The sequence below is a fragment of the Nonomuraea sp. NPDC003727 genome (assembly GCF_053586935.1).
Genome location: NZ_JBSFNE010000013.1, coordinates 34,992 through 48,633 on the forward strand (window position 1 = coordinate 34,992; position 13,642 = coordinate 48,633).

The 13,642-nt window shown below is 71.6% G+C and carries 12 protein-coding genes; 3 read left to right on the top strand and 9 right to left on the bottom strand.

Going from position 1 to position 13,642, the window contains the following annotated elements:
- Positions 1 to 107: 107 nt before the first annotated feature.
- The 6 genes from ACWDLG_RS30645 to ACWDLG_RS30670 form a co-directional block, all read right to left on the bottom strand.
- Positions 108 to 1,859: a DEAD/DEAH box helicase gene (locus tag ACWDLG_RS30645; RefSeq protein WP_354917369.1), complete on the bottom strand. Its 1,752-nt coding sequence runs from the start codon at positions 1,857 to 1,859 to the stop codon at positions 108 to 110.
- 115 nt (positions 1,860 to 1,974) lie between these two features.
- Positions 1,975 to 2,721: a hypothetical protein gene (locus ACWDLG_RS30650; protein ID WP_449926542.1), complete on the bottom strand. Its 747-nt coding sequence runs from the start codon at positions 2,719 to 2,721 to the stop codon at positions 1,975 to 1,977.
- Between the two features lie 73 nt (positions 2,722 to 2,794).
- Positions 2,795 to 4,078: an MFS transporter gene (locus tag ACWDLG_RS30655; protein ID WP_449926544.1), complete on the bottom strand. Its 1,284-nt coding sequence runs from the start codon at positions 4,076 to 4,078 to the stop codon at positions 2,795 to 2,797.
- 135 nt (positions 4,079 to 4,213) lie between these two features.
- Complete coding sequence (locus ACWDLG_RS30660; protein ID WP_449926547.1) at positions 4,214 to 5,656, bottom strand: M43 family zinc metalloprotease; 1,443 nt, start codon at positions 5,654 to 5,656, stop codon at positions 4,214 to 4,216.
- A 110-nt stretch (positions 5,657 to 5,766) separates the two neighbouring features.
- On the bottom strand, positions 5,767 to 6,024 hold the full coding sequence (locus tag ACWDLG_RS30665) for a DUF3039 domain-containing protein (protein ID WP_354917359.1): 258 nt from the start codon (positions 6,022 to 6,024) through the stop codon (positions 5,767 to 5,769).
- Between the two features lie 95 nt (positions 6,025 to 6,119).
- Positions 6,120 to 7,700, bottom strand: a complete 1,581-nt coding sequence (locus ACWDLG_RS30670) for an MFS transporter (RefSeq protein WP_449926551.1) — start codon at positions 7,698 to 7,700, stop codon at positions 6,120 to 6,122.
- Positions 7,701 to 7,821: 121 nt separating this feature from the next.
- Here ACWDLG_RS30670 and ACWDLG_RS30675 point away from each other — a divergent pair, with 121 nt between their 5' ends.
- Complete coding sequence (locus tag ACWDLG_RS30675; RefSeq protein ID WP_449926554.1) at positions 7,822 to 8,445, top strand: TetR family transcriptional regulator; 624 nt, start codon at positions 7,822 to 7,824, stop codon at positions 8,443 to 8,445.
- Here ACWDLG_RS30675 and ACWDLG_RS30680 read toward each other — a convergent pair.
- Positions 8,442 to 9,020, bottom strand: coding sequence for a YqgE/AlgH family protein (locus tag ACWDLG_RS30680; RefSeq protein WP_449926556.1), 579 nt, complete (start codon positions 9,018 to 9,020; stop codon positions 8,442 to 8,444). The two genes, ACWDLG_RS30675 and ACWDLG_RS30680, sit on opposite strands and share 4 nt — an antisense overlap.
- Positions 9,021 to 9,140: 120 nt before the next feature.
- Between ACWDLG_RS30680 and ACWDLG_RS30685 the strand changes: the two genes are divergently transcribed.
- Complete coding sequence (locus ACWDLG_RS30685; RefSeq protein ID WP_449926559.1) at positions 9,141 to 9,977, top strand: hypothetical protein; 837 nt, start codon at positions 9,141 to 9,143, stop codon at positions 9,975 to 9,977.
- Between the two features lie 12 nt (positions 9,978 to 9,989).
- Here the strand turns inward: ACWDLG_RS30685 and ACWDLG_RS30690 are convergent, their stop codons facing one another.
- Positions 9,990 to 10,601: a TetR/AcrR family transcriptional regulator gene (locus tag ACWDLG_RS30690; RefSeq protein WP_449926562.1), complete on the bottom strand. Its 612-nt coding sequence runs from the start codon at positions 10,599 to 10,601 to the stop codon at positions 9,990 to 9,992.
- 68 nt (positions 10,602 to 10,669) lie between these two features.
- On the opposite strand from ACWDLG_RS30690, the gene ACWDLG_RS30695 reads away from it, so the two are divergent.
- A complete protein-coding gene (locus ACWDLG_RS30695) occupies positions 10,670 to 12,073 on the top strand; it encodes an MFS transporter (protein WP_449926565.1) in 1,404 nt (467 codons plus the stop codon).
- 84 nt (positions 12,074 to 12,157) lie between these two features.
- Here the strand turns inward: ACWDLG_RS30695 and ACWDLG_RS30700 are convergent, their stop codons facing one another.
- Positions 12,158 to 13,567 carry a malic enzyme-like NAD(P)-binding protein gene (locus tag ACWDLG_RS30700; RefSeq protein WP_449927074.1) on the bottom strand — a complete coding sequence of 470 codons (1,410 nt, stop codon included), beginning with the start codon at positions 13,565 to 13,567 and terminating at the stop codon, positions 12,158 to 12,160.
- Between the last annotated feature and the right edge of the window lie 75 nt (positions 13,568 to 13,642).

Here is a 13,642-nt window from a genome sequence, read left to right on the forward strand (position 1 = left end):
TCCGCGCCGCGCGTCCGTACGGCCGCGCCACGGACTCCTCGCCGTCCGCGCCACAACGACGAAGCGGCCACCAGGTGCACCCTGGTGGCCGCTTCGTCGTCAGCGGGTCAGCGGGATCGTTGCGTCGCCCACTGGCGGATCTTGTCGATGCGCTCCTGCACCTGCTCGCCCGTCGCCTGCGCGATCGGCGGACCGCCGCACGAGCGGCGCAGCTCGGAGTGGATCACCCCGTGGGGCTGCCCGGTGCGGTGGTTCCAGGCACCCACCAGGCCGTTGAGCTCCTTGCGCAGCTCGGCCAGCCGCTCGTGGGGCGACAGCTCCGGCTCGGCGGGCTTGGCCGCGCGCCGCTTGGCGGCCTGCTGGTCGGCCTGGCGCTTGCGCAGCAGCGAGGCGACCTGGTCGGGCTCCAGCAGCCCCGGCAGGCCGAGGAAGTCCTCCTCCTCGGCCGAGCCGACCGCGGCGCCCGTGCCGAACTCGCCGCCGTCGAACAGCACCCGGTCGAAGGTCGCCGAGGTCTCCATCGTCTCGAACGGCAGCTCGTCGCCGAGGACGTCGGGGCTGTCCTTCCTGCGGTTGGCGTCGTCGAGCAGGCTGTCGTCGAGGCCGTCCTCCGGCGGGCGCTTGTTGAGGACGTGGTCGCGCTCGACCTCCATCTCGTTGGCCAGCCCCATGAGGGTCGGCACCGAGGGCAGGAAGACCGAGGCGGTCTCGCCGCGCTTGCGGGCCCGGACGAAGCGTCCGACCGCCTGGGCGAAGAACAGCGGGGTGGAGGTCGAGGTGGCGTAGACGCCGACGCACAGGCGCGGGATGTCGACGCCCTCGGAGACCATGCGGACGGCGACCAGCCAGCGGTCCTGGGAGGCGGCGAACTGCTTGATCTTCTTGGACGCGCCTGGGTCGTCGGAGAGCACGACCGTGGCGCCCTCGCCGGTGATGTTGCGCAGGTGGCGGGCGTAGGCGCGGGCCGCCTCATGGTCGGTGGCGATGACCAGGCCGCCCGCGTCGGGCACGCCGCGCCGTACCTCGGTCAGGCGGCGGTCGGCGGCCTGCATGACCTGCCGGATCCAGTCGCCCTTCGGGTCGAGGGCTGCCCGCCAGGCCTGGGAGAGCTGGTCCTTGGTCAGCGGGGTGCCTAGCGTGGCGGCGATCTCGTCGCCCGCGCGGGTCCGCCACTTCATCTCGCCCGAGTAGGCCAGGAAGATGACGGGGCGGACGACGCCGTCGGCGAGGGCAGGGCCGTAGCCGTAGGAGTAGTCGGAGACGCTGCGCTTGAAGCCCTCGGCGTCGTCGGCGTACTCGACGAAGGGGATCGGGCTGTCGTCGGAGCGGAACGGCGTGCCGGTCAGGTGCAGGCGCCGGGTGGCGGGCTCGAAGGCCTCACGGATGCCGTCGCCCCACGACTTGGCGTCACCGGCGTGGTGGACCTCGTCGAAGATGACGAGGGTCTTGCGCGCCTCGGTGCGGGCCCGGTGGAGCGCGGGGTGCATGGCGACCTGGGCGTAGGTGACCGCGACACCGGTGTAGTCGCGGGAGGTGGTGCCCTGGCTGTTCTTGAACTCGGGGTCGATCGCGATGCCGACCCGCCCGGCGGCGTCGGCCCACTGACGCTTCAGGTGCTCGGTCGGCGTGACGATGGTGATCGCCCTGATCACGTTCTGCGCGAGCAGCTCGCTGGCGATGCGCAGCGCGTAGGTCGTCTTGCCCGCCCCCGGGGTCGCCACGGTCATGAAGTCCCGTGGCTCGCGTCTGAAATAGAGGTCGAAGGCCTCCTGCTGCCACGCGCGCAGCTTGGTCGCCGTGCCCCATGCGGCCCGGTCGGGATAGGAGGGCGACAGGTGGGATGCCGCGAACGTACTCACGCCATCACCTCTGGGACTCGTGTGCTTCGCTCTCTCACAGTGACCCAAGGGTAATCGGGGGCACCGACAGGACGTGCCGTGCTAAGGGGATCCTGGCCAAGCTCACCTCTGCGTGCTAGGGGGTTTGTCGCACGCTCGTCATCACCGCGTCGAGCGCGTGCCTGCTGGCGGTTTCGTCGGGTTGCAGCAGGCCGACGACGACCACGCTGCTGCCCGGCTTCGTGAGAAGCATCACTCGAAGATACGCCGGTCGGTTCACCACGTCCTTGTACTCCGCGCGCAGCGAACGCGTGTGCCCATCGTACGGGCCGACGGTGATGCGCCGGTCATCGACGACGGTCACCGTGTCGCCGTGCAGCAGCAGGCGCGCGTAGAGCGTGGCCGCCTCGGCGGTCGCCTTCGCCGCGGGAGCCAGGGCCGACCCGGCGGCGGCGGGCGGGTCGCTGGGCCGCGCCATCACCAGCGCCCCGCCCGCCGAGCGCGCGGCCGACGTGAAGCCCGTCACCGGCGGCAGGGGGTCCTGCCGCCACCCCTCGGGCAGCGGGATCGAGACGCCGGCCGCCGCGTCGACCAGCCGCGCCGCCGGCGCCTGTTCGGGTACGGTCTGCCGCAGCGCCATCACGACGAGCCCGGTCCCCAGCCCGCCCGCGACCGCCAGCGCGAGCACCGCCCCCACCCTGGAACGCCACCGGCCGACGGCCCTCCGCGGCGCGGCGGGGGCGCCGTACAGGCGGGCCGACGGCGGCAGCGACTCGGGCCGCGGCTCCGGGTCCGATCGCCGCGCCGTGCGCCTGAGCTGAGGGTTCCAGGGCGGCTCCGGGTCGCGGGAGCCGGGGGGCCACACCCGGCGATCGTCGTCCATGGCGCCGTCTTACCACTCCTTGGCGCGGCCATCAGCGGATTCGTGATCGCTGGGGCGCGAGGGGGAAATGAGTTCAGGCCCTGATCCTGGGGGCGACGGTCAGGGCCGTCAGCGCGACGGCGCCCATGAGGAGCGCGATCACCACGAAGCCGGTGCTGATCTCGGCGGGCGCGTGGCCGATCAGGTTGATCAGCGCGCCGCCGACGCCGATGGCCAGTGCGGAGCCGAGGGTGTCCATGACCTGCAGGGCCGCGGAGTTCTTGCCCTGCTCGGCCTCCGGCGACTGCCGCATCATGGTCACGCTGACCGTGGTGACGGAGATGCCCATGCCGAGGCCGGCCATGATCCAGGCGGGCACGGCGATCCAGCCGCTGAAGGCGGGCAGCGCCGTCAGCATCGTGGCCAGCACGCCGAGCAGGACCGCCACGGCGCCGGTACGCAGCAGCTTCTCCGGCGGGAAGGCGCGCTTGCTCTGCAGGTAGGAGCCGGCCGACCAGCCGAGAGCGCCCGTGGTGAGCGCGATGCCCGCCTGGGCGGTGCCGAAGTGCTGGACCTGGGTGAGGACGAGCGGGATGAAGGAGTTGACGCCGAAGAAGGCCGCGGAGTACATGCCGCGCAGCATGATCGTGGTGGGCAGTCCGCGGGCCAGCCTGAGCGCGCCCGGCGGCAGCAGCCTCGGCAGCCCGAACGCCAGCAGGCCCGCGCCGCCCAGGGTCGCCAGCGCGCCGATGACGGCGGACCTGTGCATCTGGTCGACGCCGAACAGCAGCACTCCCGCGCCCGCCGCGGTGGCCCCGGCCGACAGGATCCGCAGCGCCGCGCCCGAGCCGGACTCGGCGCCGTCGTGGACGCTCTGCCTGAGCGCCGGCAGCAGCATGACCAGCGCGGGCACGACCAGCGGGCAGATGCCGTAGAAGACCCAGCGCCAGCCGACGGAGTCTGCCACCAGCCCCGCGACCGCGGGGCCCACCATCGCGGGCACCACCCACGCGGCCGAGAGCCCCGCGAAGACCCTGGGCCTGACCTCCGGCGGGTAGACACGGGCGATCATGACGTAGATGGCGACGATGGCGGCGCCGCCACCCAGCCCCTGCACCACCCTGGCCAGGACGAACAGCTCCTTGGTGGTCGCCGCGCCGGCCAGCGCCATGCCGACGACGAAGAGCGCGACACCGGCCACGAACGGCAGCGCGTGGCCCTTGCGGTCCGACCACAGCCCGGCCACGACGTTGGCGAACAGCCCCGCGATGAGGAAGGCGGAGAAGCTCATGCCGTACAGGTCGAGGGCGTCCAGCTCGCGTGAGATCGCGGGCATCACGACGCCGACGGACATCCCCTCGAAGGCGACGAGAGTCACGCAGAGCAGGATGCCGATGGTCGCCGTGCGGTACTCAGGACCGAAGATACGAGGAGGTGCGTATGGAGTGTCGAGACTCTTCGGTGCTGTCACCCCAACATCCTAGTTGCACCGGAATCACACCTTGTCGCCGCCTCAGCGGCCCCTGACGGGGGTGACCTTCCTCGGCTTGATGCGCACCGGCCTGCCCGCCATCGGCCCGTCGGGCAGGACGTCCATCATGACCGGCACGATCGGGAAGTCTTCGGAGTCAGGGCCGGGCTGAGCCGGGGAGCCGGCAGGCGCGCCGCCCGCGGCCGCCGTACCGGGCTGGGCTCCCTGCTGGGCGCCCCCGGAAGCCGGAGCCCCCTGTTGGGCGCCCGCGGAAGCAGGGGCGGGCTGCTGGCCCGAGGGAGCCGCGGCGGGCGCCTGGGATCCCGCGGCGGCCGGTGCGGGTTGCTGGCCCCCTGAAGCGGGGGCGGGCTGCGGGGAGCCCGCCGAGGCCGGGGCCGGTTGCTGCTCCACGGCGGCCGGCGCCGGTTGCTGGCCCACGACTGCGGGCGGAGCAGGCTGCTGGGCGCCCGTGGCAGCCGGGGCCGGCTGGGCGGCAGTCCCGGCCGGGGTGACGGCCTGGGAGCCGGCCTGCGCCGGGGTGATGGTCTGGGAGCCGGCCTGCGCCGGGGCGAGCTGGGCGCCCGCCGAGGCCGCCTCCGACCGCAGCGCCCGGTAGGCCGCCCACATCTCGTGCATGCGGACCGCCTGTCCCTGGGTGAACTCCGTCATGCACCCGTCGTAGCTGTAATCCATGTAGTTGTGGATCGGGTCGAGACCCGGCTGGGCGCAGGTGTCCTTGCCCTCGGGGCAGCCCGCGGTCGGCTGCGCCTGCGGCGGCGTGTCGTCCACTCCGTCGCCGGTCCCCGTGCAGCCGTTCTCGAAGGTGTGGAACAGCCCGAGCCAGTGCCCGATCTCGTGGACGGCGGTGCGCCCGCCGTTGAAGTTGGCCAGCGAGCCGCCCGGCAGGCTGCGCCAGTCGACCACGACGCCGTCGGTGCGCGGCATGGTCTGGTACCAGAACGGATAGGTCGAGTAGCCGAGCATCAGGGGGGTGAGCTGGCCGATGTACAGGTTGAGCGTGTCGGACCCGCCCCGGCGCAGCTCCGTCTTGATCGCCGTGTCGTTGGCCAGCGGGTTGGCGAACCACTGCGGCCGGTTCGTGATGGTCACGCCGTCGAGACGGAAGCGTATGCCGGTGTCGGCGCCGCCGTACGAGCCCGCGTAGGCCGCGTTGATGATGGCCACCTGGCTGGCGACCGCCTCGTCGGTGGGCCGCAGGTTGCCGTCGGTCAGCACGTGCACCCACAGCGGCACGGTGACCGAGGCCGCCGGGCCCGCCGACCGCCCGCGCAGCCGCTCCTGAAGGTCGGCGAGCACGTCATCGACGGGTTCGTGGTGGTCGGGCTCGGCGCGGCCACCCGCGGCATGCCCGTGAGCGTCCTGTATGGCGGGCCGGCAGCCCTCAGGTGTGGTCGCGGAGGCTTCCGCGGGTGGTACGGCGACGTGCCCGACAGCGAGCAGGCACATCAGAGCAGCGGCAGACACGCGCCGAGCCATGCAATCCCCCGATACGGCATGAGCTGGTCAACATCGCGACCTTAGCTGCACCGTGGGGCGATCACCCGTGATCGACACTCACTATTTGTTACTGCTTGTTACTGCTTGTTGTCATCCCCGTCTCCGCCCTTGGGGAGACCCCCATAGATTTCCTTGCATTCAGGGCAGACGGGGTACTTCTTGGGGTCGCGGCTGGGCACCCATACCTTGCCGCACAGGGCGCGGATCGGCGTGCCGGTCACCATGCTTTCGGTGATCTTGTGCTTGTCGGCGTAGTGGGCGAACCGCTCGTGGTCGCCGTCGCCATGCGAGAGCCGCGGCGTGGTTTCCTGCTCAGGAAGGATCTTCGTGCTCACGCCAACGAGTCTATGCGGATCCGGGGCCCGTCCAGGAAAAGGCCCGGCTCCCGCCGCTCGGGGTCGGGAGCCGGGCTTTCGCGCACGGTGTGTCGTCAGCCGACGTGGACGGGCGCGCCCTCGGTCGACTGGCTGCCGCGCTTGACGAACAGCGCCAGGATCGCGGTGAGGATGGCGACGCAGGTGCTCACCAGGAAGGCCAGGTGCATGCCGTCCATGAACGCGCTGTGGACGGCGTTGGTGATCACCTGGGCGACCTGGTCCGGCAGGCCCTGGGTGGGTGCCGTGCCGAAGGCGGCCGCCTGCTCCAGCAGGTGCATCTTGTCCGCCGGGATGTCCTTGGCGACCGGGCCGAGGTAACCGGGCAGCCTGTCGGCGATCTCGCCGGCCATGACCGCGCCGAGGATCGCGGTGCCGAGCGCGCCGCCGACCTGCATGGCCGACTGCTGCACGCCACCGGCCACACCGGCGTACTGGGGTTCGACGTTGCCCACGATGATCTCGGTGGCGCCGACGAAGACCGGGGAGAGGCCGAAGGCCAGCACCAGGAACGGGATGCCGCTCTCGACGAAGGAGGCGTCGACACCCAGGCGGGACATCAGGAACATCGCCAGAGCGGTGATCACCAGACCGGCCGCCATCGTGATCTTCGGACCCAGCTTGCCGATCGCCATGCCCGCCAGCGGCGAGGCGATGATCATGCCGGCGCTCATCGGGAGCATCCGCAGGCCGGCCTCGAGCGGCGTCAGGCCGTGCACGCCCTGGAAGAAGAAGCCCAGGAAGAACATGGCGCCGAACATCGCGAAGGCGACCATCATCATCAGGCCGACACCGATGGAGACCGAGGGGTTCTTGAAGATCGACAGCGGCACCAGCGGCTGGCGCGCCATGGCCTGCCACGCGATGAACAGCCCCGCCAGCACCGCGAAGCCGATCAGGAAGCCGATGGTCTTGATGTCGCCCCAGCCCCACTCGGGAGCCTTGATGATCGACCAGACCAGCGCGAACATCGCCCCGGACAGCAGCACCACGCCCAGCCAGTCGACCTTCGACATCAGCTGGGACCTGTTCTCCTTGATGATCACCACGCCCATGATCAGCGCCAGCAGGCCGACGGGGCCGTTGATGAAGAACACCGACTGCCAGCTGACGTTCTCCACCAGCAGGCCGCCCACGATCGGGCCCGCCGCGCTGGACAGGCCGATGATGGCACCCCACGCGCCCATCGCCTGGTTCAGCTTCGGCCCCGGGAAGGCGCCGCGGAGCAGGGCGAGCGCGGCCGGCTGCAGCAGCGCGCCGAACAGGCCCTGGAGCACACGGAAGAAGATCAGCGCGGTGATCGAGCCGGTGAAGCCGATCGCCAGGGACGTCACGGTGAAGCCCGCGACACCGATCAGGAAGATCCGCTTGTGGCCGAAGAGGTCACCCAGCTTGCCCGCGGTGATCAGGAAGACCGCCAGCGCCAGCAGGTAGCCGCTGGTCACCCACTGCAGGTCGGACAGGGACGCGCGCAGTTCCGCGCCGATCACCGGGTTGGCGATGCCGACCACGGTGCCGTCGAGCATCACCATGATCACACCCAGCGACACCGCCAGGAGTGTCAGCCATGGACTGCCCTTCGCACCTCCCTCCGCCTCTGACGGCGTCGGCGCCGCCACCGTCTTGGCTTGAGCCATGGGAGCCCCCTCAGTACGGACGAATCGTTAGCCCGAGCAATTTATGACACAGACTGACAAATGACAAATGGTTTTGTTTGCCAGCACCTGACTTATGGCACACTGTGACAGGGAGGTTGCCATGGGCCTACGAGAACGTAAAAAGGAGAAGACGCGCCTGGCGATCATCGACGCGGCGGTCGACCTGTTCCTCGAACAAGGATACGAGGCGACCACCGTCGAGCAGATCGCGGGTGCGGTCGAGATCTCGGCTCGCACGTTCTTCCGCTACTTCACCAGCAAGGAGCACGTCGTCCTGTGGTTCCACGACCACAGCGAAGGGATCGTCAGCGAGGCGCTCGCGTGCCGTCCCGGTGATGAGCCCCCCTTCGTCTCGCTCCTGCAGGCGCTGCGGGTCATGTTGCACGAGTTCACCGGGGCAACGTCCGAGGACACCGCGAGGTTCCTGAAGATGCGGCAGCTCATGCAGGCCAACCCCGCACTCGCGGGCAAGAGCGTGGCCCGCGGGGTCGAGACCGAGCGGCGGCTGGCCGTCGAGATCGCCAGGCGCCAGGGCCGCGACGCCGAGACCGACCAGCTCCCCCACCTGGTCGTCGCCTACGCCATGGCGACGGTACGCGTCGGCTTCGAGTGCCCGCGCCCCCAGGAGATCGAGAACGACCTGCCGGCGATGTTCGAGCGCGTGGAGGAGGCGCTCGTCCTCGCCGAGCGGAGCTTCCGGCCCGGCTGGGACCTGGGCGGCTAGTTCAGGGTCGGATCGTCGGGGTGGGTGGCGACGAAGGCCAGCTCGCCGCGCTGCCTGCGCAGAACGGTCCGCCACAGGCCACTGGGATCGGCGTTGAAGGTGTCGCCCGCCTCCGAGTCGACGACGTACCACGCGCCTTCGGCGATCTCGCTCTCCAGCTGGCCCGACGTCCAGCCCGCGTAGCCCGCGAAGATCCGCATCTGGGCGATCTCGCCCGCCAGGATCTCCGGCGGCGCGTCCAGGTCGACGGTGCCGAGCCTGGCCACCGACGGCGTGCCGGCGTGGAGCCGCCGCCAGCCCAGGGGCTCCTCCCCGCTGGGCACCGCGGCCAGCGCAAGCGCGCTGTCGGTCTGCACGGGACCACCCTCGAACAGGACGGCGGGCCCGCTCACCAGGGTGTCCCAGACCGGCAGCACCTGGGTGACGGCGATCTCGCTCGGCCGGTTCAGCACGACGCCGAGGGTGCCGCCGTCGACGTCGTGTTCGAGGATCAGCACCACGCTGCGCCGGAAGTTGGGGTCGTCGAGCAGTGGCGTCGCCACCAACAGCCCGCCGACGTAGATCGCCTCCGCCATGCCTCCATCATGACCGGTGTACACGGCATCTCGCGCCCCCAGGTTCGCGATGTTACGGAGCGCATACATATGGGCACTGTAGGTAGCAAAGATCGCTTTCTCGTGTGCTCAGGAGGAGCCATGACCGCCGGACGCCGACTCGCCCTTCTCGTGGCGGCCGCACCGCTCGGGGCGATCTTCCTGCTGCCGTCGGCCGCCTCCGCGTGGAAGGCGGAGGAGGGCGAGCCGTTCACCATGTCGCTGCGCAGGACCTCCTGCGACACGAACATGGCCGCCGTGGTCCTGAGGAGCACCAGCGACCACCCGTCGGGGTACGCCGTCGCGAAGGACGACCGGCTGGTGGAGCAGGGCACGCTGCGGCCGCACAGGAGCACGACGGTCTACGTGCCGGTGCCGCGCGGCCGTTCGGCGGGGCTCGAGGTCAGCTACACCGCCGACGGCCAGGACGGCAAGCTGGTCGACACGCGGCGCCTGTTCAACGGCTGCCCCCAGCACGGCGACCAGGGCCGCGGACAGGGCGGCGAACACGGCGGCGAACAGGGCCAGGCCCGCTGGGCGCTGTTCGGCGACGACGACGGGCCCGGGGGGCTCTGGGACCGCGACAAGCCCCTGGGCGGCTGGGGCGCCGACGGTCCCTGGTCGAACGGGGGCGACGACAGGCCCGGCGCGTGGGGCGGCGACGGGCCAGGCGCGGACGGGGACGACGACGGCCGCCTGGCGGGGTGGGGACAGGACTGGGGCCACGGCCGCTGGGCGAACTGGCATGACCGCGACGGGCGCCTGCCGCACACCGGGCCGCCCGCGGACCTGCTGGGCAAGCTGGCGACCGGGGCCGGGCTGGTGGTGATGGGCGCGATCGTGTGGTGGTACGGCTCCATCTGGCCGCGCCAGACGCCCGACGGGCCGCTGGTCACCACTCTCACGCCGCGCCGCCGCCACCCGGACCCCGAGCGGTAGGGCGCCGGGAGCTCACCGGACGAAGGCGCCCGCCCTCGCGGCGGCGAGGGCCGCCCTGACCGCCCGCTCGGCCACCCGCTCGTCCACCGGCTCGCGGGTGACCAGCAGCCGGTAGTAGATCGGGGCCGAGACCGCCCGCACCACGTCCATCCCGTCGGTCCCCTCGGGCAGCTCCCCCCTGGCCACGGCCAGGTCGACCACCGCCGCCCACTCCCGCACCCGCCGCAGGTAGAACTCCCGCAACGCGACCTCCGCCTGCTCGTCGCAGGTGGCCGCCGCGATCACGGCCTGCAGTGTCGCCCCCAGCCGCTCGTCGGTGACCGCGCCCAGCACGCCGGTCGCGTTCGCCATCAGGTCGCCCTCCACCGACCCCGTGTCCGCGTGCGGCGCCGACTGGTCGGCCAGCTCCGTCATGAGGTCGATCACCAGCCCCGCCGGCCCGCCCCAGCGCCGGTAGACGGTGGTCTTGCCGACGCCCGCCCGGGCCGCCACCTGGTCCATGGCCAGTCCGTGGAAGCCCCGCTCCACCAGCTCATCCTGGGTGGCCTCCAGCACCGCGGCGCGCACCCTCGCCGTACGGCCGCCGGGCCGTACCGTTCCCGCCAAATGGGTCTGCTGTTCCATTAAAGCCTCCCATCGTGCTACTGTCTGTCTCATCTTAAAGGAACTTGCGACCCATTAAGGGGCTGTCCATGACCGCGTTGGACGTGTCCGCGCCCGCCACCACCATGACGGGCCGGCAGAAACTGACCCTGACCCTCCTGCTCGGCGCCCAGTTCATGCTCGCCGTCGACTTCTCGATCCTGAACGTCGCCCTGCCCGTCATCGGCCAGGGCCTGGACTTCGCGCTGTCGGAGCTGCAGTGGATCGCCACCGCCTTCGCCCTGGCCGCCGCCGGCTTCACGCTGCTGTTCGGCCGCATCGCGGACCTGTTCGGCAGGCGCCGGCTCTTCCTGGCCGGCATGGCGCTGCTCGGCGTGTCGTCCCTGGCCGGCGGGCTGGCCACCTCGCCCGGCATGCTGCTGGTCGCCAGGGTCGCCCAGGGCCTGGCCACCGCGATCGTGACCCCCGCCGGCCTGTCGCTGCTGACCACCTCCTTCCCTGAGGGATCCCTGCGCGACCGGGCGCTCGGCCTGAACGGCGCGCTGATGTCGGCGGGCTTCACCTCGGGCGCCGTCCTGGGCGGCCTGCTGACCGATCTGCTGAGCTGGCGGTGGGCCTTCTTCGTCAACGTGCCGGTCGCGCTCGCCGTCCTGGTCGCGGCGCCCGCCGTCCTGGCCGAGAGCCGACACGAGCGGCGGCCGGCGATGGACGTCCTCGGCGCGGTGACCGTGACCACGGGGCTGCTCGCGCTGGTCTTCGGCCTCACCCAGGCCGGCGAGTACGGCTTCGCCGCGCCGGTCGCGCTCGGCGCGCTCGCCGCCGGGGCGGTGCTGCTGGTGGCGTTCTGGTTCGCCGAACGCAGGGCCGTCGCACCCCTCGTGCCCGTCGCCGTCCTCAAGCGGCCGAGCGTCAAGTGGGGCAACCTGGCCGGGCTGATCGCCTTCGCCACCGAGACGTCGCTGGTCTTCCTCATGACGCTCTACCTGCAGAAGGTGCTCGGTTACTCGGCGCTGGCCACGGGGCTCGCGTTCGGCGTGCTCGGCCTGGGCACGGTCGTGGGCGGCGTCGGCGCTTCCCGCGTCATCGCCCGCCTCGGCAGCCGCGCCACGCTGATCGCCGGCTTCGCCGTCCAGGCCGCCGCGACGGCCGCGCTGGCGCTGCTCGGCACCTCGCCTGGGTGGATCTGGCTGCTGCTGGTGGCCACCTTCATCGGCGGTGTCGGCAACATGCTGGCGATCGTCGGCTTCATGGTGACCGCCACCTCGGGCCTGCCCGACTCCGAGCAGGGCCTGGCCACCGGCCTGGCCACGATGACGCAGCAGGTGGGGATCACGATGGGCATCCCGGTCATGAGCGCGGTCGTCACGGCGGCGATGGCGACGGGGGCCGACGTGCTGGGCGGGGTGCGGACCGCCGTTCTGGTCAACGCGGCGCTCGTCGTGCTGGGCGCCCTGGTGAGCGCCGTGCTGCGCCCGAAGCCCACCACGGAGTGACCGCCGCGCGACGCGACAGTGGCCGCTCTCCCTGACCAGTCGGGTCCAGGAGAGCGGCCACTGTCGCGAAGGGAGCCGCGCGGGTCAGGCCTCGGTGAAGCCGCGCGCCCGGCCACCGGCCGACTCGCGGACGGCCGCGGCGACGGCGGTCGAGACGTCGGGGTGGAAGACGCTGGGGATGATGTAGTTGGGGCCGAGCTCCTCCGGCGTCACCACCGCGGCCAGCGCGCCCGCCGCCGCCAGCAGCATCTGCTGGGTGACCTCCTTGGCCTGGGCGTCGAGCAGGCCGCGGAACACGCCGGGAAAGGCCAGCACGTTGTTGATCTGGTTGGGGTAGTCGGAGCGCCCCGTGGCCACGACGGCCGCGTGCTCGCGCGCGTCGTCGGGCGAGACCTCGGGCTCGGGGTTGGCCAGGGCGAACACCACCGCGTTCGGGGCCATGGTGGCGATGTCGTCGCCGTTGAGGATGCCGGGAGCCGACACGCCCACGAAGACGTCGGCGCCCTTGACCGCGCCGCGCAGGTCGCCGGAGTAGCCCTCGGCGTTGGTGTGCTCGGCGATCCAGCGCAGGGAGTCGTCGAGGTCGTCGCGGCCCTGGTGGACGGCGCCGAGATAGTCGCAGACGACCACGTTGCGCGCGCCCGCGGCCAGCAGCAGGCGCAGGACGGCGGTGCCGGCGGCGCCCGCGCCCGCCATCGTGATGCGCACGTCCTCGAGGCGCTTGTCGACGACGCGCAGGGCGTTGGTCAGCGCGGCCAGCACGCAGATGGCGGTGCCGTGCTGGTCGTCGTGGAAGACGGGGATGTCGAGCAGGTCGCGCAGGCGGGCCTCGACCTCGAAGCAGCGCGGCGCGGAGATGTCCTCCAGGTTGATGCCGCCGAAGCCGGGCGCGATGGCGCGGACGATGGAGACGATCTCGTCGACGTCCTGCGTGTCGAGGCAGATCGGCCAGGCGTCGATGCCCGCGAACCGTTTGAACAGCGCCGCCTTGCCCTCCATGACGGGCAGTGCGGCGGCGGGGCCGATGTTGCCGAGGCCGAGCACGGCCGAGCCGTCGGTGACGACCGCCACGCTGTTGCGCTTGATGGTGAGGCGGCGGGCGTCCTCGGGGTTGCGGGCGATGGCCATGGAGACGCGGGCGACGCCCGGCGTGTACGCCATGGACAGCTCGTCGCGGTTGCGCAGCGGCACCTTCGACTTCATCTCGATCTTGCCGCCGAGGTGCATGAGGAAGGTGCGGTCGGAGACCTTGTGGATGACGACGCCCTCGACCGCCTCCAGCTGGTCGACGATCTGCTGGGCGTGGTCGGTGTCCCTGGCCGCGCAGGTGACGTCGATGCGCAGCTTCTCATGACCCGCGTTGGTGACGTCGAGCGCGGTCACCACGCCACCCGCCGACTCTACGGCGTGGGTCAGCTGGCTGACCGCCTTGCCTCCGGCGGGCACCTCGAGCCGCACGGTGATGGAGTAGGACACGCTCGGGACGGTGGCCACGTCTATCGCTCCTTTGCGCCTGACCAAGGATGCATCCATGGTGCCACCTCCCACGAGTCCTCTCGACAGCCACCT

Bases quoted from the DNA above. Each gene is read 5' to 3' on its own strand.
- ACWDLG_RS30680 (WP_449926556.1), bottom strand. From the start codon at position 9,020: ATGGCGGAGGCGATCTACGTCGGCGGGCTGTTGGTGGCGACGCCACTG.
- ACWDLG_RS30690 (WP_449926562.1), bottom strand. From the start codon at position 10,601: ATGGAACAGCAGACCCATTTGGCGGGAACGGTACGGCCCGGCGGCCGT.
- ACWDLG_RS30675 (WP_449926554.1), top strand. From the start codon at position 7,822: ATGGGCCTACGAGAACGTAAAAAGGAGAAGACGCGCCTGGCGATCATC.
- ACWDLG_RS30670 (WP_449926551.1), bottom strand. From the start codon at position 7,700: ATGGCTCAAGCCAAGACGGTGGCGGCGCCGACGCCGTCAGAGGCGGAG.
- ACWDLG_RS30650 (WP_449926542.1), bottom strand. From the start codon at position 2,721: ATGGACGACGATCGCCGGGTGTGGCCCCCCGGCTCCCGCGACCCGGAG.
- ACWDLG_RS30685 (WP_449926559.1), top strand. From the start codon at position 9,141: ATGACCGCCGGACGCCGACTCGCCCTTCTCGTGGCGGCCGCACCGCTC.
- ACWDLG_RS30695 (WP_449926565.1), top strand. From the start codon at position 10,670: ATGACCGCGTTGGACGTGTCCGCGCCCGCCACCACCATGACGGGCCGG.